Origin of the sequence: Amycolatopsis keratiniphila, assembly GCF_000400635.2 — a bacterium.
Taxonomy (GTDB): domain Bacteria; phylum Actinomycetota; class Actinomycetes; order Mycobacteriales; family Pseudonocardiaceae; genus Amycolatopsis; species Amycolatopsis keratiniphila.
In genome coordinates, this window is the sequence record NC_021252.1 from 4,288,611 (window position 1) to 4,305,232 (window position 16,622).

20 protein-coding genes are annotated in these 16,622 nt (G+C 68.9%); 10 read left to right on the forward strand and 10 right to left on the reverse strand.

Translation table 11 applies throughout. The annotated features are described in order from the left end of the window. Positions 1-6 precede the first annotated feature (6 nt). The gene (locus AORI_RS60555) at positions 7-474 is read left to right on the forward strand and encodes a MarR family winged helix-turn-helix transcriptional regulator (RefSeq protein ID WP_016334260.1); all 468 of its coding nucleotides are present in this window, start codon (positions 7-9) and stop codon (positions 472-474) included. A gap of 253 nt (positions 475-727) precedes the next feature. On the opposite strand, the gene AORI_RS60560 is transcribed toward AORI_RS60555, so the two are convergent. Together AORI_RS60560 and AORI_RS60565 are read right to left on the reverse strand one after the other, a co-directional pair. After that, positions 728-1,603, reverse strand: coding sequence for a LysR family transcriptional regulator (locus tag AORI_RS60560; protein WP_016334261.1), 876 nt, complete (start codon positions 1,601-1,603; stop codon positions 728-730). Between the two features lie 58 nt (positions 1,604-1,661). Further along, entirely contained in the window at positions 1,662-2,417 is a 756-nt protein-coding gene (locus tag AORI_RS60565) for an SDR family oxidoreductase (protein ID WP_016334262.1), read from the reverse strand. Between the two features lie 151 nt (positions 2,418-2,568). Here AORI_RS60565 and AORI_RS60570 point away from each other — a divergent pair, with 151 nt between their 5' ends. Beyond that, positions 2,569-3,789, forward strand: a complete 1,221-nt coding sequence (locus AORI_RS60570) for a hypothetical protein (protein WP_228688384.1) — start codon at positions 2,569-2,571, stop codon at positions 3,787-3,789. On the opposite strand, the gene AORI_RS60575 is transcribed toward AORI_RS60570, so the two are convergent. Continuing rightward, positions 3,786-4,298: a CGNR zinc finger domain-containing protein gene (locus AORI_RS60575; protein ID WP_016334264.1), complete on the reverse strand. Its 513-nt coding sequence runs from the start codon at positions 4,296-4,298 to the stop codon at positions 3,786-3,788. The two genes, AORI_RS60570 and AORI_RS60575, sit on opposite strands and share 4 nt — an antisense overlap. Positions 4,299-4,323: 25 nt before the next feature. On the opposite strand from AORI_RS60575, the gene AORI_RS60580 reads away from it, so the two are divergent. Beyond that, positions 4,324-4,512, forward strand: a complete 189-nt coding sequence (locus tag AORI_RS60580; protein WP_016334265.1) for a hypothetical protein — start codon at positions 4,324-4,326, stop codon at positions 4,510-4,512. A gap of 274 nt (positions 4,513-4,786) precedes the next feature. On the opposite strand, the gene AORI_RS60585 is transcribed toward AORI_RS60580, so the two are convergent. Together AORI_RS60585 and AORI_RS60590 are read right to left on the reverse strand one after the other, a co-directional pair. Continuing rightward, positions 4,787-5,212, reverse strand: coding sequence for a nucleoside deaminase (locus AORI_RS60585; RefSeq protein ID WP_016334266.1), 426 nt, complete (start codon positions 5,210-5,212; stop codon positions 4,787-4,789). Continuing rightward, a complete protein-coding gene (locus tag AORI_RS60590; protein WP_016334267.1) occupies positions 5,209-6,078 on the reverse strand; it encodes an LLM class flavin-dependent oxidoreductase in 870 nt (289 codons plus the stop codon). Before AORI_RS60590 ends, AORI_RS60585 begins: the two co-directional genes overlap by 4 nt. A gap of 92 nt (positions 6,079-6,170) precedes the next feature. Here AORI_RS60590 and AORI_RS60595 point away from each other — a divergent pair, with 92 nt between their 5' ends. After that, the gene (locus tag AORI_RS60595; RefSeq protein ID WP_007034427.1) at positions 6,171-6,617 is read left to right on the forward strand and encodes an Lrp/AsnC family transcriptional regulator; all 447 of its coding nucleotides are present in this window, start codon (positions 6,171-6,173) and stop codon (positions 6,615-6,617) included. A 25-nt stretch (positions 6,618-6,642) separates the two neighbouring features. Here AORI_RS60595 and AORI_RS60600 read toward each other — a convergent pair whose 3' ends face one another. Together AORI_RS60600 and rox are read right to left on the reverse strand one after the other, a co-directional pair. After that, a complete protein-coding gene (locus AORI_RS60600; RefSeq protein WP_016334268.1) occupies positions 6,643-7,023 on the reverse strand; it encodes a VOC family protein in 381 nt (126 codons plus the stop codon). A 68-nt stretch (positions 7,024-7,091) separates the two neighbouring features. Further along, positions 7,092-8,519, reverse strand: coding sequence for a rifampin monooxygenase (rox, locus tag AORI_RS60605; protein WP_016334269.1), 1,428 nt, complete (start codon positions 8,517-8,519; stop codon positions 7,092-7,094). Between the two features lie 183 nt (positions 8,520-8,702). Here rox and AORI_RS60610 point away from each other — a divergent pair, with 183 nt between their 5' ends. Beyond that, positions 8,703-9,377, forward strand: a complete 675-nt coding sequence (locus AORI_RS60610; RefSeq protein WP_016334270.1) for a TetR/AcrR family transcriptional regulator — start codon at positions 8,703-8,705, stop codon at positions 9,375-9,377. Next, on the forward strand, positions 9,374-10,507 hold the full coding sequence (locus AORI_RS60615) for an FAD-dependent oxidoreductase (protein ID WP_016334271.1): 1,134 nt from the start codon (positions 9,374-9,376) through the stop codon (positions 10,505-10,507). Before AORI_RS60610 ends, AORI_RS60615 begins: the two co-directional genes overlap by 4 nt. Here AORI_RS60615 and AORI_RS60620 read toward each other — a convergent pair. Next, positions 10,498-11,094, reverse strand: a complete 597-nt coding sequence (locus AORI_RS60620) for a CGNR zinc finger domain-containing protein (RefSeq protein WP_016334272.1) — start codon at positions 11,092-11,094, stop codon at positions 10,498-10,500. The two genes, AORI_RS60615 and AORI_RS60620, sit on opposite strands and share 10 nt — an antisense overlap. 107 nt (positions 11,095-11,201) lie before the next feature. Here AORI_RS60620 and AORI_RS60625 point away from each other — a divergent pair, with 107 nt between their 5' ends. From AORI_RS60625 to AORI_RS60635, 3 genes are all read left to right on the forward strand, one after another. Then, entirely contained in the window at positions 11,202-11,972 is a 771-nt protein-coding gene (locus AORI_RS60625; RefSeq protein WP_016334273.1) for an MBL fold metallo-hydrolase, read from the forward strand. A gap of 43 nt (positions 11,973-12,015) precedes the next feature. Then, positions 12,016-12,762 carry a dienelactone hydrolase family protein gene (locus AORI_RS60630; RefSeq protein WP_043848829.1) on the forward strand — a complete coding sequence of 249 codons (747 nt, stop codon included), beginning with the start codon at positions 12,016-12,018 and terminating at the stop codon, positions 12,760-12,762. Positions 12,763-12,828: 66 nt separating this feature from the next. Further along, entirely contained in the window at positions 12,829-13,536 is a 708-nt protein-coding gene (locus tag AORI_RS60635; RefSeq protein WP_043848830.1) for a class I SAM-dependent methyltransferase, read from the forward strand. Here the strand turns inward: AORI_RS60635 and AORI_RS60640 are convergent. Then, positions 13,533-14,420 (reverse strand): SDR family oxidoreductase, encoded by an 888-nt coding sequence (locus AORI_RS60640; protein ID WP_016334276.1) that lies wholly within the window; start codon positions 14,418-14,420, stop codon positions 13,533-13,535. The two genes, AORI_RS60635 and AORI_RS60640, sit on opposite strands and share 4 nt — an antisense overlap. Positions 14,421-14,504: 84 nt before the next feature. Between AORI_RS60640 and AORI_RS60645 the strand changes: the two genes are divergently transcribed. Beyond that, positions 14,505-15,083, forward strand: a complete 579-nt coding sequence (locus tag AORI_RS60645) for a TetR/AcrR family transcriptional regulator (protein ID WP_016334277.1) — start codon at positions 14,505-14,507, stop codon at positions 15,081-15,083. Positions 15,084-15,093: 10 nt separating this feature from the next. Here the strand turns inward: AORI_RS60645 and AORI_RS60650 are convergent, their stop codons facing one another. Then, positions 15,094-16,281 carry a tyrosine-type recombinase/integrase gene (locus AORI_RS60650; protein WP_228688385.1) on the reverse strand — a complete coding sequence of 396 codons (1,188 nt, stop codon included), beginning with the start codon at positions 16,279-16,281 and terminating at the stop codon, positions 15,094-15,096. Positions 16,282-16,622: the final 341 nt, after the last annotated feature.

Consider the following 16,622-nt stretch of genomic DNA (forward strand, 5'->3'; position numbering starts at 1 on the left):
CCTCACATGGACGACCCCTCGCAGGAGCCGCGTGGCGGCTGGCGGAAGCTGCCCAGCTGGCTGCTCACCCAGACCGCGAACCATGCGCATCGCCTGGTGACCGACGGGTTTTCCGCGGCCGACGCCCGCGGCTACCACTACCGCGTGCTGGCGACGCTGGACGAGTTCGGTCCCGCCAGCCAAGCGGCGCTGGGCCGCCGGAGCGGCATCCACGTGAGCGAGATGGTCGCGACGATCAACGAGCTCGCCGAACGCGAACTGGTCGAGCGTGCCCCGGACCCGGCCGATCGGCGGCGTAACGTCATCTCGCTGACCACGGCGGGCAAGCGGCAGCTACGGCGACTGGAGAAGCAGCTGGCCGAGCGCCAGGACGAACTGCTGGCACCGCTTTCGCCCGACGAGCGGAAGCGGTTGACCGAGCTGCTGTCGAAGCTGCTGGATCACCACGACCGGCGAAGCGGCGAGGCCGGCTAGCGCCCTGAGTCGTCGGTTCGCGTCGTAAGTCCGGGCGGGCTTTTCGATGGGGTCGTGAGTGGCAAAGACGGTTAGAACCGTCCTCGCCACTCACGACCCCATCGAAAACCGAACATACAGGTATCAACCGGACATCCGGCCGCTGAATGGTGTCCCTTGTGGACATTCATGGCCGGGCCCCCTCAACCCACGCGATGAAGGACGCTTTACCCCCATCGCATGCGGTGAAAGTCCCCTTCACCCACTCAGGACACTAGAACCCCTGAGTGGAAGCCAGAAACGCCTGACGAGCGTCGGAAGTGCTGTGCTGCGGCCAAAGGGCCTGCAGCGGTACATGGACGGCCGGGTTCAGTTCCCGGACGAGGACAGCGCCGCCCGCGGCCGGGCCGGGTGGCGCGGTCACGAAGGCGACCCCATCGGTGTCGAGGACGGCGGTGACCGGCGGCGTCCCCTGGATCGGATTGCGGCGCACGCGTGGTTCGAATCCCGCGTCGCGGCAGAGATTGACCAGCAGATCCGTGTAGCCGGAGCGGCCGGGGTGGCCCCAGACGGTGATCTCTTCACCGTCGAGGTCGCTCAGGCCGAGATTCTCTCGGTCGGCCAGCCGGTGACCGGCGGCGACGGCGACGTTGAGCCGCTGCCGGATCAGGGTGGTCCCGACCAGTCCGTGCGCGAGGGTCAGCGCGCGGCCGAGGCCGAGGTCCAGTTGCCCGCCGAGCAGTTGCGCGATGAGCTCGTCGGGGTAGCGCTGGTTGACGTCGATGATGAGCCCGGGGTCGGTCTGGTGCTTGCGCAGCAGGGCGGTGACCTCGTCGCCGGTGACGGCCGGGGTGTGGCCGACGCGGAGTCGTTCCGGTTCGCTCCGGCCGATGCGGCGGGCGCGCTGGACGGCGGAGTCGGCGATGCCGTGCAGGAGGTGCGCGTCGGCGATCAGCGCCTGTCCCGCGGGGAGCACGGTGACCCCGGTGGCGCTCCGCTCGAGCAGGGGGACGCCGACTTCCCGCTCGAGCGTGCGCACCGAGGTCGACAGCGCCTGCTGGCTCAGGTGCAGCCGGGTCGCCGCGCGGGTGAAGCTGCCTTCTTCGGCGACGGCGATGAGGTGGTTCAGCTTGTACAGGTCCAGGCCCACCCCGGGGTTCCCCTTCGTGTTTCGGCTACGGCGTCTTGGTCAGGGTAAGGGTCAAGGGTCAGCGGGTGGTGTAGCCGCCGTTCGGGAACATCGTCTGGCCGGTGAACCAGCCGCCGTCGGTGGCCAGGAAGCGGATGATCGGCACGATGTCCTCGATCTTCGTCAGCCTTCCGCCCTTCGCCTGGGACTTGTGGAATTCGACCCGCTCGGGGGTTTCCTGCGGGTAGAAGAACGGGGTGTCCATCGGGCCGGGTGCGACGACATTGACCGAGATGCCGCGATCGGCGAACTCCTTGGCGGCCGCCCTGGTGAAGTGCTCCAGCGGGGCCTTGCCGCCGGCGTAGGTGGAATAGCCGTCGGTGAAGGCCGCCAGCAGCGAGGTGCCGAGGCTGATGATCTTGCCGTTGTCGGAGAGGCGCCGTCCGGCTTCCTGGATGAAGAAGTAGGCGGCTTTCGCGTTGACCGCGAACATGCGGTCGTAGTCCTCTTCGGTGGTTTCGAGGATCGGCTTGCGCAGGACCATGCCGGTGGTGTTGACCGCGATGTCGGCGCCGCCGAAGGTGTCGACGGCGGTGTCGAAGAGGCGGCGCACGTCGGCGACCTTGGTCAGGTCGCCTTGGACGGCGACGGCTTCGGAGCCGGCGCCGCGGATGGCCTCGACGGTCTTCTCGGCGTCGGCCGCGGAGGCGTCGCCGTGGTAGTGGACGACGACCTTGGCGCCCGCTTCGCCGAGCGTGGTGGACAGGAGTCCGCCGAGGTTCTTCGCCCCGCCGGCGATGATCGCCACTGTTCCGTTCAGGTTCTGTTCGCTCATGACTTCGAACGTAGGAGCGGGGAGCGGGGGCTGGGAAACACAAGATCGAGGTGAGGTCACAAGCCCGGCTTGTGGGCTTCCCCACCTGCGCGGAGCCGGGAATCTTCGGGATCGAACGGCGAGCTGACCTCACATTGTGGACACTCTGATCGTGCTCCGAGAAGTCGACGACCTTGATCAGCCCGCCGCTCCCGAGAAGGCGCCCCGGCAGGGGCGTCCGGCGCGTGTGCTCGACAGAGGTCTCGACAGACTGGCCCGGTCGCCTTATCCCAGGGCGATCCTGCTGTATCTCGTGATCCGCACGGCCAGTGTCCAGCTGCTCGATCTCCTGGCCGCCCGGCGCGGTACGACGTTGACCGATCGGCTGACCGCATGGGACGGGCAGTGGTACCTGCGGCTGGCGGTGCACGGCTACGCGGATCTGCCGGGGACACTCGACGCGGCGCGGCAGCCGTATTCGGACGCGCCGATGGCGTTCTTCCCGCTGTATCCGAAGCTCGTCGGTGCGGTGATGTGGCTCGGGGCCGATGTCGTGACAGCGGCGTTGACGGTGTCGGTGCTGGCCGGTCTGGTGCTGGCGTGCGGGCTGATCCGGATCGGGCGGGCGGTGTCGCCGGATCGGGGCGACCGGACCGGGCTGCTGCTGGTGGCGTTGTGGGCCGGGGCGCCGATGGCGATCGTGTTCTCGATGGCCTACACGGAGGCGGTGTTCTGCGCGTTCGCCGTGTGGGCGCTGGTGGGTGTGCTGGAACGTCGCTGGCTGCTGGCCGGTTTGTGCGCCTTCGCGGCCGGGCTGTCGAGGTCGACGGCGGTGGTACTGGTCGCGGTGGTCGTCGTGGCGGCGTTGATCGCGGTGTTCCGGCGTGACGAGAAGCGCTGGTGGGCGCTCGCGGGAGCGGTGCTCGCTCCGTTGGGGGTGGCGGGCTATCTCGGGTTCGTCGCGTACCGGACGGGGAGTTGGACCGGCTGGCAGGACATCGAGTTGCGGGGCTGGAACACCGAGTTCGACTTCGGCGCGGAGACCGCGGATTCGGTGCTGGCGCGGTTGACCGGGGACGAGTCGGTGTTCAGCACGCTGACGGTGTTACTGCTGCTGGGAGCGGTGGCGTTGGTGCTGGTGGCGGCGTTCACCCGGGTCCCGTGGCCGTTGACGCTCTACGGGGCCGGGGTCCTGTTGCTGGCCATCGGCACGCGGGGGCTGCCGGACGCGAAGATCCGGTTCATCCTGCCGGCGTTCCCGGTGCTGGTGCCGATCGCGATCGGGTTGTCGAAGCGGCGGACCGTGACGGCGGTGGCGGCCGCGGTGGCGTGGGTGGTGCTGGGTGCGTGGTTCTCGGCGCACGCCCTGACGGCGTGGCGGTACGCGATCTAGCTCGCTTGCCTGGTGCGGTGGTCGGCGACGTGGACCCTGGTCGCGCAGCGGGTCGAGCAGAATCGGCGGCGGCCGTTGCGGGAGACGTCGACGTAGACGGTGTCGCAGCCTTCGCGTGAGCAGACACCGAAGCGGTCCGGGGCGTCGCACACGAGATGCGCGAGCCCGCCGGCGGTGTAGGCCCGGACCCGGGGCGTGGTGCCCGCCTGTGCGTCGACGTAGTGCAGGTGGGGTGCTTTGCCGTCGTGGGTGGAGATGTAGGGCTTGGACGCGGAGTCGTGGAGCAGGGCGTTGACCAGGTCGACGCGGGTGTCCGGGTCGGCTTCGAAGACGCGCCGGAGCCGCTTGGTCCAGGCGATGATCTCGGTCGCTTCGTGGTCCTCGACGGCGGAAACGGTCATGCGGTCCTTGAAGATCGCGGTGAGCGTGGCCGGGTCGGCGGCGTCGCCCAGGTTGACCAATTCGGCGGCGATCTGCGCGGCCGCCCCGCCGTAAGGGTTGAAGTGCATTGACTCATTACAGCACGATCGGGGTATGGAAGCGAACAAGTGCCCGCGGTGCGGCTGGCCGCTGGCCGAACTGCCTGGAAGCGCGACGACGTCCCAGCGGGTGTCGCAGGGGAGGCTCGAGTACGTCCGGTGCCTGTGCGGGAGCTGGCTCGCGCGGGTGGACGGTGTGGTGATCGGGGCGACGAAGTCCCAGCTGGGGTCGGCTCGGCTTTGACGGCGTCGTGAGTGTTTTTGGTTGTTCTAACTACCCAAAACACTCACGAGGCGACACCTGCGACCGAACCGCCGCTCACCGTAGCCGACCGGGAGCGAAGGCTCCTTTCGCCGCATCAGACTCGGCGAAGGGAGCCTTCAGCCCACACCACTCCGCTAGTACCTACTGACGCAGGTTGGATCAGCCGCAGCCGCGCTCCGCGTAGATACTCAAGACGCCCTTGGCTCTAACGACCAAAAACACTCACGACCCCGATCGAGAACCGCGCCCGGCTCTAGGTGTAGTAGCCCTCGACGGGCACACGAGCCTCGTCGTACAACGCGGGGCCTTCGAGCCGTACGCCAGGTCCGGTCGCGGGCGGCTTGAGCGCGGTGACCTGTTCCCCGGAAAGGGCGAACACGACGCGACCCAGGCCCGAGCGTTCGATGGCGCCCTGGCACATCCCGCACGGCTGGCAGCTGGTGTACATGGTGGTCGCCGCGGCGACGGCGGGTTCGAGTTCGCGGGCGGCCCACACGGCGAGCTTCAGCTCCGGATGCAGGCTGATGTCCGATTGCGACACCGAGGTGTTGTGGTCCTCGGCCAGCACCGCACCGTCAGGGCCGACGAGCAGTGAGCCGAAGGGCGGGTCGCCGTCCTCGCGGGACTTCGCGGCCAGCTCGATGGCGCGGCGGAGGAACTTCTCGTCTTCGTCGGTCATGGTCGGTCCTGTTCGGTTCGGTAGTGGCCCAGTTCCCAGTGCGCCGCCACGGTCGCCAAGGCCTGCCAGGCGGCTTCCGGGCGGAGGGTCTTGTCGGGGTCGCCGGAGAACGGGTCGAGTACGACCGTCTCGGCGCCGAGGTGGCGAAGCCGGCCGAGGTCGTCGACGATCTGCTCGATCGTGCCTTCCCCGGCGGCGCGTTCGGGTGTGGTGACCGGGCGCTCGGTGACATTCAGGAGGATCCGCGGCGTGAACGCGGGCACCGGCCGGTCGTGTGCGTCGGCGATGGTCTTGACCCTGGTGAGCGCCTCGGTGAGCCAGGGAAGGGTGGCCCGCAGCGGATGCCAGGCGTCCCCGACCCGCACGGCGCGGCGGATCCCGGCGTCGCTGTTGCCACCGACCCAGATCGGGATGTCGCCGGCGCGGTAGTCGGCGTCGTCGGCCCAGGCCTTCCGGACGGCGTCGAGGTGGTCGTCGGTCAGCCGTCCCCGTTTCTCGAACGGGACGTCGAGTGCCTCGAACTCCTGACGGGCCCACCCGGACGCGACACCGAGCACCAGCCGTCCGCCGCTGAGCTGGTTCAGATTCGCGGCCATCCGGGCGATCAGCAGCGGATGCCGGTACGGGACGATGAGCACGGTAGTGCCCAGCCGGACCCGGTTCGTCACGCCGGCGAGCCACGACAGCGTCGTGAACGGTTCGTAGAACGGCGCCGGATACTGCTCGGCGACGTCGGGGGTGATGGCGACGTGATCGGACACCATGAGCAGGTCGTAGCCGAGGCCTTCGACCGTGGTGGCCCAGCCGCGGAGGATCCCGGGGTCGGTCCCCGGGCCGAAGTTCGGGACGTTGACACCTATTCGCACAGGTCAAGGCTATCGGCGAGGCGGAAACCCGGGAAGGGATCTTTCCCGGCGTATGACGGCTTCCGCCGTGGATCTGCCGGTATTCTGCCCGGATGGCCGAGACTCTCGACGCGACCGACTGGGCGATCCTGGTGGAGCTCCAGAAGGACGGGCGCCTTCCGCTCACCGAACTGGGAAAGCGGGTCAGCTTGAGCGCGTCGGCGACGACCGAACGGGTCAAGCGGCTGGAATCGGCCGGGGTGATCACCGGGTATCGCGCCGAGGTCGACCTGGAAAAGGCCGGATACGTGGTGCTCGCGGTGGTGCGGTTGAAGTACCCGGGCAGCAAGCACGCGCCGTTGCACAAACTCCTGGCCGAGCGGACCGAGATCCTCGAATGCCTCCGCACGACCGGCGACGACTGCTATTCGCTGAAGATCGCGGCCCCGTCGATGGGACGGCTGGAGGAGATCGTCAACGAACTGGCGCTGTTCGGGAGCACCAACACCAACATCGTCTACAACCAGACGTTGCCCTATCGCGGGCCGCAGGGCCCGTGACCACGCAGGCCACGGGCCCCCGGGATCACGCGGTCTCCCAGAGCCCCATCACGTTGCCTTCCGTGTCCTTGAAATAGGCCGAGAAACCCATGTCGCCGACCGCGGTGCGGCCGACGAGCGTCGAACCGCCCTGCTTCTCGATGACCGCGAGGGTGTCGTCGACGCTTTCGACGTCGAGCACGATCACCGGTCCCGGCGAGGGGCTGAGTTCCTTCGCCAGCATGCCGCCGTTGATGTACCCCGGCTCCGCGGGCATGCCGGTCTCGGCGGTCGGCCCCGAAGCGACCATCGTGTAGTCCATCCCCGGCATCGTGTCGGCCTTCCAGCCGAACACCTCCCGGTAGAAGCCGCGTGCGCGCTCGCCGTCCTCGAACGGAATCTCGAAGTGCACGACCCGTCCGGTCATGGTCATCAACTCCTGTCGTGGCGTCGGGTTCGGAACGCCACCAGCCAATAACCGCCGGACCCGGCGCGCTAGAGGACTTCGCCCTCTCCGAACCACCGGCGCAACGCCCCGACCAGCTCGTCCTGGTCCTCGCCCGCCCACGCCACGTGACCGTCCGGGCGCAGCAGCACCGCCGGTACCTCGAGTTCCTCGCTGACGTCGACGACGTGGTCGACCCGGTCCGCCCAGCCCCGCACCGAGAGCGAACCGGTCTGGTCGAGCAGCAGGCCGCGTCCGCCGTGGGTCAACCCGTAGAGGTGACCCTGCTTGAGCTCGAGGTCGCGCATCCGGCGTCCGAGCAGTTCGTGTCCCTCGCCGAAGTCGTAGCGGATCGCGGTCGCGGTGATCTTCTCGGTCAGGAAGCGGCTGACGTCCTCGAAGTCCATCAGTTCCGCCAGCAGCCGCCGGACCGCCTGCGAACCCGGGTCGAGCGACATCAGCTGCATCTGCGCGCGGGTGTTGTCCAAGACCGCGGCGGCCACCGGATGCCGTTCGGTGTGATAGGTGTCCAGCAGGTCGTCCGGTGCCCAGCCGTTGACCGCGGCGGCCAGTTTCCAGCCGAGGTTGAAGGCGTCCTGGACGCCCAGGTTGAGCCCCTGCCCGCCGACCGGTGGGTGGATATGCGCCGCGTCGCCCGCCAGGAACGCACGTCCGTCCCGATAGCGCTCGGCAAGCCGTGTGGCGTCGCCGAAACGGGAGAGCCAGCGCGGTGAATGCACGCCGAAGTCGCTTCCGGCGACCGCTACGAGCTGTCGTTTGATCTCGTCGAAGCTCGGCGGGATCCGCGGGTCCTCGGCCAGGCCTTCGGCGGGCACGCCGACCCGGTACACCCCGTCGCCGATGGGGGAGAGGCCGAACCGCAGCTGGGTCTTGCGGACCTCGGTCATCACGGCGAGCACCGTTTCCCAGTCCTCGGTCAGTTCCATCTCGCCCAGCAGTGTCTCGGCGGTGGCGGGCTCGCCGGGGAAGTCGATCCCGAGGAGCTTGCGCACCGCGCTTCGGCCGCCGTCGCAGCCGACGAGGTAGCGCGAGCGCAGCTTCGTCCCGTCTGCCAGTTCGACGTCCACGCCGTCTTCGTCCTGGGCCAGGCCGACCACTTCGCAGCCGCGCCGGATGTCGACGCCGACCTCTGCGGCGTGGTCGATCAGCAGGCGGTCGGTGACGGTCTGCGGAATGCCGAGGATGTAGGCGTGCGCGCTGTCCAGCACCGGCGCCGGTTTGATGATGCCCGCGAAGGAGCCGCCGACCGGATACTTCTTGCCGTGTTCGAGGAAGCGCTCCAGCAGGCCGCGTTGGTCCATCACCTCGATGCTGCGCGCGTGCAGGCCCATCGAACGGACGACCTTGGACTGTTCCAGATCCTTTTCCAGGACGACGACCTGCACGCCGTGCAGCCGCAGTTCGGCGCCCAGCATCATGCCGGTCGGTCCGCCGCCGGCGATGATCACGTCGATCAAAATTCCCCCGATTGTCGAGCTCGTGTTGTCCGGCGGAGGATTCTGCGGCATGACCGGGGTCTTGCCGCAAGCCCCCAGGTGCGTTATACGTTAGAAGTGGCAGGGAGAGTCGATCTCCCTGCCATTGTCGTTTCCGGGCTCGCCGAACTTGTTCGTAACGAACATGTTCGTTAGGGTGGTGGCATGGCACCTGAGAAGAGCCGCCGGGAGCGACCGGCCAAACCCGCGCTGACCCGCGACGGCATCGTCGACGCCGCGGTCGCGATCCTGCGCGAAGAAGGCCTGCGGAAGCTCACGATGCGCCGGCTGGCGCAGGAACTCGACACCGGCGCGGCCTCGCTCTACGTCTACGTCCGCAACACCGCGGAACTGCACGCGGCGATCCTCGACGAACTCCTGGGCACCATCGCCCCGCCGTCGGCCGAAGGCTCCTGGCGTGACCGGCTCGAACGGCTGCTCACGGCCTACACAGCGACGCTGCTGGAGTACCCCGGTCTCGCCCTGTCCGCGCTGGTGGCCCGTCCGAGTGGTGAGAACTACCTCGGACTGGTCGAGAACCTGCTCGCCCTGCTCGCCGAGGGCGAGGTTCCCGCCGAACGACGCGCCTGGGGGATCGACATCCTCCTGCAGCACGCGACCTCGACCGCGGCCGAGCACGCCGAGGAGGAATCGCAAGACGACTGGGACGCGTTGGCCCGCGCCGTGCGGGACGCCGACGAGACGACCCACCCCCAGATCGCCGCGCACGCCGCCGACCTGCTCACCGGTCGGCCGGAGCAGCGGATGTCGTGGGGATTGCAGGTGCTGATCACCGGAATCACGCACACCGGCCTGCCGCCGGAAAGGAACCCGACATGACCACACACCACCCCATCGCGATCATCGGCGCCGGCCTCGGCGGGCTCACCCTGGCCCGCGTCCTGCACGTCAACGGCGTCGAGGCCGCGGTCTTCGACCTCGACGCGTCGCCGTCCGCCCGGGCACAGGGCGGCATGCTCGACATCCACGAGGATTCCGGACAGGTCGCGCTGCGGGCCGCCGGTCTCCACGACGGATTCCGCGCGCTGGTGCACTCCGGCGGTGAGGCCATGCGCATCATCGACCGGCACGCGGTCGTGCACCTCGACGAGACCGACGACGGCGACGGCGGCCGTCCCGAAATCGCCCGGGGCGACCTGCGCGACCTGCTGCTCGGCTCCCTGCCCGAGGGCACGGTGCACTGGGGCGCCAAAACCGTCGGCGCACACCCGCTCGGCGACGGCAGGTACGAGGTATCCCTGGCCGATGGCAGGTCGTTCACCACGGATCTGCTGATCGGTGCCGACGGCGCGTGGTCCAAGGTCCGCCGCCTGGTCTCCGACGCCGAACCGGCCTACGAAGGCATCTCCTTCGTCGATGTCCACCTGCACGACGCCAAGGAACGTCACCCCGCGAGCGCCGCGCTCGCCGGCGACGGGATGTTCTTCGCGCTCGGTGGGGACAAAGGGTTGCTGGGGCATCACGACAGCACCGGCAGCCTCCACGTGTACATCGCGCTCAAGATCGCCGAGGACTGGATCGCCACCATCGATTTCAGCGACACCGTTGCCGCGAAGGCCGCCGTATTGGACCAATTCGACGGCTGGGATGCCCGTCTGCGCGCCCTGATCACCGACGCCGACGGCGAACTGATCCCTCGGCTGATCCACGCGCTGCCCATCGGTCACCGCTGGGATCGGGTACCCGGTGTCACTCTCATCGGGGACGCCGCTCACCTGATGTCGCCGTTCGCCGGCGAGGGGGCCAACCTCGCGATGCTCGACGGCGCCGAACTCGGCCTCGCCCTCGCCGCGCATCCCGGCGACGTCGAAGCCGCGCTCAAGGCCTACGAGACGGAGCTGTTCCCGCGCAGTGAGGCCTCGGCGACGGAATCCGCCGAAAACCTCGCCCTCTGCTTCGCCGATGACTCCCCGAAACCGTTGCTGGAGCGGTTCGCGTCCTACCGCTGAGACGACCCCGCCGGCTGGGCACGCCTGGCGTAGGCGCGGGCGGCACGGGCCCGGTCGCCGCAGCGCACGGAGCACCACTGGCGTCGTCCGTTGCGCAGGAAGAACCGGGTGCACGGCGGAGAGCCACAGGCGGCGATCCGGTCCGCGTCCGGCCCGGTCACCAGGTCGGCGGCGTTGGCGGCGAGCGTCGCCAGCGCGTGCTCGACGATCTGGGTGATCGGATGCGACGCGGTGCGGTACAGCCCGCGGACCGGGTCCCAGCGCAGGAGCTCGGCGGTGGGTGCCTTGCTCAGCGCCTCGTTGATGGCGTTGAGGGCGCTCTGCGGCGCCGGGCCCGAACAGGAGCGCGACGCGAGCAGCACCCGCACCTGTTCGCGCAACGAGCGGACCAGTCCGGCGCACATCTCCTGGAGTCCGGCGTCGACCGGGGCGAGGCCCTGTTCGGCGAGCCAGTCCGTCGCGGTGGCCGGAGTGCCGAGCAGATCGGTGAACTGGCCGCCGGGCAGCGCGATCGTGGTGTTGGCGAGCGCCAGCGCGACGTACTGCTCGGCGCCCGGGGCAGGAGGAAGGGCAGCGGTGTCGTCCACGTTCTCATGGTAGGCGTTGGGCTCTCTCACGGAAGTAGTTGCAGTCTTCCGTGACAACTGGATAGTGTTGCTCACGGAAAGAACGATACCTATCCGTGAGGTGAATGATGGACCAGATCAGCGACCAGCTCTCCGTCCAGGTCTTCGGCGGGCCGACCGCACTGATCGACTACGGCGGCCTGCGGTTCCTGACCGACCCGACTTTCGACGAGCCCGGCGACTACCCGAGGCCCAATGGGAGACCCGGCCTCACCAAGACGGCGCCGTCGTCGGCGAACCCAGCGGACCTCGGCCGTGTCGACGCTGTCCTGCTCTCCCACGACGAGCACCCGGACAACCTCGATCACTCCGGCCGGAAACTGTTGGAGGACGTGCCTTTGACGCTCACCACGCCCAGCGGCGCGGGACGGCTCGGCGGCACCGCGAAAGGGCTGGAAAACTGGGAGACCGTCGAGCTGGACCGGCCGGGCGGGGGAGTCGTGACCGTGACCGCGGCACCCGCGATCCACGGTCCTGCGGCGGACAAGGTCAGCGGTGACGTCGTCGGTTTCGTGCTCACCGGCGACGGCCTGCCGACGGTCTACGTCAGTGGCGACAACGCCTCGCTCGACGTCGTCCGGCAGGTCGCGGATCGGTTCGGGCCGGTCGACACCGCCGTGCTCTTCGCAGGCGCTCCGCGTCTGAAGCCGGTCTTCGACGGCGCCCTGCTCGTCCTCGACAGCGCCTTGGCCGCCGAGGCGACGCGCATCCTCGGCGCCCGCACGGTCGTCCCGGTGCACATCGACAGCTGGAACCACTTCACCGAAGGCCGTGAGGAGTTGGAGGCCGCTTTCGCCTCGGCCGGGCTGGACGATCGGTTGCGCCCGAGCCGGGCTTGATCGTCTACGTTCGAGGTACGTCGACGAGAAAGCGAGCACCGCCATTCCCTCCATCACGCTGAACATCCCCACCTCCGACGGCCGGTCCGACGCCTTCGCCGCGTACCCCGGCGAGGGCGGAACGCATCCGGGTGTCCTGCTGTACCCGGATGCGTTCGGCCCTCGCCCCGTCCTGTGGGACATGGCCCGCGAACTGGCCGATCACGGCTACTACGTCCTGGTCCCCAATGTCTTCTATCGGCACCGCCCGGCACCGGTGTTCGACCTTCCCGAGCACATCACCGCGGAACATCGCCCCGAGCTGTTCGGCCAGATCATGCCGCTCATCGAGGCACACACCACCGAACGCGTGCTGAGCGACGCCCGTGCCTACCTCGACTTCCTCACCGCCCAGCCCGAGATCGCCGCCGGACCGGTCGCCACGATCGGCTACTGCCTGGGCGCCGTCCTCGCGATGCGCACCGCGACGGCTTACCCGGACCAGGTCGCCGCCGTCGCCGGTTTCCACCCGGGCGCCCTCGTCACTGACCAACCCGACAGCCCGCACCGGCAGATCCCGGGCCTCACCGCGAAAGTCCACCTCGGACTCGCCGAGGGCGACATGACACCCGAGGCGATCACCGAGATCAGCCACGCGTTCGACGCCGCCGGAGTCGAGTACAGCTGCGAGATCTATCCCGGCACCGTCCACGGGTACACGATGTCCGACACCGACGCCTTCAACGCTGACGGATCACGACGCCATTGGGAGCGGCTGCTCGCGCTCTTGGAGAGCACCCTGAAGTCTTGAGCCGCACGCGAGGGTGGCGCGTTGCGAACAGCTGCTGGCACCACAAGCACTGCCATATTGGTCTGTATGTCGAGCACTCCCGTGGAAAACGACTACGACACCTTCGCCGAGGCCTACGCGGCCGAGAACGAGACCAGCCTTGTCAACGCTTACTACACAAAGCCCGCCATTCTCGATCTCGCCGGTGACGTGACCGGCAGGCGGATTCTCGACGCCGGATGCGGCGCGGGCCCGCTGTTCGAGGCACTGCGCGATCGGGGCGCCATCGTGACCGGCGTCGACTCCAGCGCCAAAATGCTGGAGCTGGCCCGAAAACGCCTCGGCGACGACGCGGAACTGCGCATCGCCGACATCAGCAAGCCGCTGCCCTTCCCAGACGGCGCCTTCGACGACGTCATCGCCGCCCTCGTCCTGCACTATCTCGAAGACTGGACGGCGCCGCTGGCCGAGATCCGGCGCGTGCTGAAACCCGGCGGCAGGCTGATCATGGCCGTCAACCATCCGATCATCTACAAGCTGATCGACCCCGAAGCGGACTACTTCAAGACCGTGAAGTGGTCGGACGAATACACCTTCGCCGGCCAGAAAGCCGTGCTGACGTACTGGCACCGGCCGCTGCACGCGATGACCGACGCCTTCACCGCGGCGGGTTTCCGGACGGCCGTCGTCAGCGAGCCGCCTCCGGCGCCGGGCGCGCGGGAACGCTTCCCGGAAGAGCTCGCGGGCAAGACCGCCTTCCTGAGTTTCCTGTTCTTCGTCCTCGATGCCGACTAGCCGGATGGCCGGATGTTCTCCAGGTCCTTCAGCAGACTCGGGTGCCGGGGAGTCCAGCCGAGCGCCTCGCGGGTGTGGGCGCTGGATGAGGGCTGGTCGGCCGCGAAGATGACGCCGAGGGGGCCGTAGGTCTCCACCGGAACGGACTCGACGGGCAGCCCCAGACGCCTGCCGATGACCGCCGCGATGTCGCGCACTTGGTCGCCCTCGTCGGCAACGGCGTGCCAGGCGGTACCGGCTTCGGCCTTCTCCAGCGCGAGCCTGAAGAGGACTGCTGCATCGAGGGCGTGCACGGCAGGCCACCGCTGGCTGCCGTCACCCGGGTAACCCGACACTCCGCTCTGGCGCGCTATCCCGGTCAGCACGCCGGCGAACCCGCCCGCACCCTCGTTGTGGACCGTTCTCGGCAGGCGGACGGCCGAGCTCCGGACTCCGCGTGAAGCCAGCTCCAGGACCCCGGTGACCGCGCGACCGCGACCGCCGACCGGCCCGTCGGTCGGAATCGGGTCGATCTCGGTGGAGGCGCGCCCCGGTGTGGCGGGCGTACCCGAACAGGTCACGAAAGGGCGGCCGGTGCCGACGAGTGCCTCGCCGAGAGCGGCGAGGGCGGCGCTTTCCTCGGCGACTGCGCTCGCCACGGCTTCGGGGCTGCTGAAGTCGTTGGCGAAAGCCAGATGGATCACGCCATCGGCCTGGGCGGCGGCGGTCCGCAGAACGTCGAGATCGGCCAGACCTCCCCGGATCGGCTCGGCGCCGGCAACCGAGACGGCCTGAGCCGAAGCCTCGGAGCGGGCGAGTGCCAGGACGGTGTGACCGTTGCCGAGTAGTTCGGCGACCACGGCGGATCCGATCAGGCCGGTGCCGCCGGTGACGAAGACGTGCATGAACTCTCCCGTAAGTGATGGGACTCTTGTCTCATCACCATACCAGCCTGACGGGATAAGAGTCCCATCACATAGAATGACGCCATGGGCCGATGGGAGCCGGACGCGCGCGAACGCCTCGTCGTGGCGGCCGTCGACCTGTTCACCGAGCAGGGCTACGACGCCACGACGGTCGTGCAGATCGCCGAGCGTGCGGGCGTCACCAAGAGCACCTTCTTCCGGCACTTCCCCGACAAACGGGAACTGCTGGTCGCCGGACAGGAAACGCTGAGCCGGCTACTGGCCGAAGGGATCGCCGAGGCGCCCGCCGAAGCCAGTCCGCTCGAGGCGGTCGCCGCGGGTCTCGTCCGCGCGTCGACCGCGATGGGCCCGATGAGCCGGGAGGTCGCCCCGCGACTGAAGGCCGCGGTCGCCGCGAGCGCCGAGCTTCAGGAACGAGACGCCCTCAAGAGTGTCAGCCTCGCCGCCGCCATGACCACCGCCCTCGTTGCCCGCGGCGTGCCCGATCCGACGGCCGCCCTCGCCAGTGAACTCGGAGTCCTCGCTTTCAAGCGGGGGTACGCCGAATGGTCCGAAGGTGATCGCCCACCCGAGGACGACTTCGCCACCTATCTGCTGAAGGCTCTCGACGAACTGCGCGCCGCGAGCGCGTCCCTCGGCTGACAGAGCCAGGTCAGGCGCCCTCGACGTGCCAGGCGTCGGCGACAAGGTCGACCGCGCTGCGCGCCGGGTCACGGGCCGCGTGGTCGTAGACGCCGCTGGTCGTGTCGATGCTGGCGTGCCCCACGTCGGCCTGCACGTGTTCGAGCGAGGCTCCGGCCTCGACCGCGGCGGTCACGTAGAAGTGCCGCAGCGCGTGGGGGTGCATCGCCTCGGCGACGTCGGCCAGGTCCGGGCCGCCGGCCGCGGCGATACGGCGCAGGAGTTGCCAGATCGCTTGCCGGGAGAACCGGCGTCCGCCACGGGTCACCAGCAGGGGTAGGTCCGAGTTCCGGGTGCGACGGCCCGCACCGGTCACCACCTCGGTCCCAGTGCCGTCCGTGCGCAGCGCCAGATAGTCCATCAGCGCGCGCTCTGCGGGCACGCTCAGATAGACGACGCGGACCTTCCCGCCTTTACCGTGTACGCGAAGCGCCCGCCGCCCCCGGGTGACGTGCAGGTCGGCGCCGTCGAGCCCGCACAGCTCGCTGACCCGCAATCCGAGCGTGAACAACGCGACGATCGCGACCGAGCGCGCGACATCGCAGGCACTCGCGCCCCGCCGCGGTGTCCCCGCCGCCTGGTGCAATGCCGCGACCTGCCGGGTCGTCAAGGTGACCGTCGTCGACGTGCTCGCCGCCGCCGCAGTCAGCCCCAGCCGCCTCCGGTCCAGCGCCGCCGGATTCGCCGCCACCAGACCCGCGTCGGCCAGCGACGAGTACATGGTCTTCACTGTCGCCAGCATCCGGTCCCGCGTCGACGGCGCCGCTCCCGCCGACTCCAGATCCCTTAGCCACGTCTTCACCTGTGCCGATGTCGCCACCGCCGGGTCCACCCCGTTGGCCGCGCACCACCGCAGCCAATGGCAGGCCCGTAACCGGCCCCGGCTCGCTGGGGGAGGTCCAGCCCGGCCCGCCGGATTGGCCGCCGGCGGGATGATGACGGCCTGGGCGTAGTCGGCCACGGCGTCGGCCCACTGATCCTGGGCGCCGGTCCGCGGCCGCAGCCAGGCGCCGATGTCGGCGGTGGTCACGGGCAGTCCAAGACCTTCCGCGTAGGTGCGGCGGGTTTGGTGGTTGCCGTATCCGGTCAGCCACTCGGTGATGCCGGAAAGCAGACCGGCCGGATCCGCGACTCCCGGCCAGACTGCGTCGTCTCCCACGGTTTCTCCGGGGGAGACGGCGGTGGAATCGGGGCCGGACAGGAGTTTCACTGTCGGCTGCCCTCCGGGCTCCGGTCGATCATGCGGATCACCGTAGTGGTTGTGCCAGGTACACGAGAACGCAGGAACCGAGCCCATCGTCACCGTGACGAAACGAGGTGGTCACCTGACATGCCCGACAGAACGTGTTACCGGCGGTAACGGCAAACGCGTTTTCAGGTCGGCCAATCCGGCCCATTTTCAGGGGGGTCACGGCCGGTTTTCGAAGGCCTGAGAGCTGAATCCGAACTTAGCTACAAAATGCATCTTCTGTAGCTAAGTTAGGTTGAGGTTATGGATAT

What these genes read in the sequence shown, in the direction of transcription:
- AORI_RS60580 (WP_016334265.1), top strand. Translation starts at nt 4,324, where the DNA reads ATGGAAGCGAACAAGTGCCCGCGGTGCGGCTGGCCGCTGGCCGAACTG.
- AORI_RS60575 (WP_016334264.1), bottom strand. Translation starts at nt 4,298, where the DNA reads ATGCACTTCAACCCTTACGGCGGGGCGGCCGCGCAGATCGCCGCCGAA.
- AORI_RS60625 (WP_016334273.1), top strand. Translation starts at nt 11,202, where the DNA reads ATGGACCAGATCAGCGACCAGCTCTCCGTCCAGGTCTTCGGCGGGCCG.
- AORI_RS60645 (WP_016334277.1), top strand. Translation starts at nt 14,505, where the DNA reads ATGGGCCGATGGGAGCCGGACGCGCGCGAACGCCTCGTCGTGGCGGCC.
- AORI_RS60615 (WP_016334271.1), top strand. Translation starts at nt 9,374, where the DNA reads ATGACCACACACCACCCCATCGCGATCATCGGCGCCGGCCTCGGCGGG.
- AORI_RS60565 (WP_016334262.1), bottom strand. Translation starts at nt 2,417, where the DNA reads ATGAGCGAACAGAACCTGAACGGAACAGTGGCGATCATCGCCGGCGGG.
- AORI_RS60610 (WP_016334270.1), top strand. Translation starts at nt 8,703, where the DNA reads ATGGCACCTGAGAAGAGCCGCCGGGAGCGACCGGCCAAACCCGCGCTG.
- AORI_RS60555 (WP_016334260.1), top strand. Translation starts at nt 7, where the DNA reads ATGGACGACCCCTCGCAGGAGCCGCGTGGCGGCTGGCGGAAGCTGCCC.
- AORI_RS60585 (WP_016334266.1), bottom strand. Translation starts at nt 5,212, where the DNA reads ATGACCGACGAAGACGAGAAGTTCCTCCGCCGCGCCATCGAGCTGGCC.
- AORI_RS60595 (WP_007034427.1), top strand. Translation starts at nt 6,171, where the DNA reads ATGGCCGAGACTCTCGACGCGACCGACTGGGCGATCCTGGTGGAGCTC.
- AORI_RS60635 (WP_043848830.1), top strand. Translation starts at nt 12,829, where the DNA reads ATGTCGAGCACTCCCGTGGAAAACGACTACGACACCTTCGCCGAGGCC.
- AORI_RS60640 (WP_016334276.1), bottom strand. Translation starts at nt 14,420, where the DNA reads ATGCACGTCTTCGTCACCGGCGGCACCGGCCTGATCGGATCCGCCGTG.
- AORI_RS60600 (WP_016334268.1), bottom strand. Translation starts at nt 7,023, where the DNA reads ATGACCGGACGGGTCGTGCACTTCGAGATTCCGTTCGAGGACGGCGAG.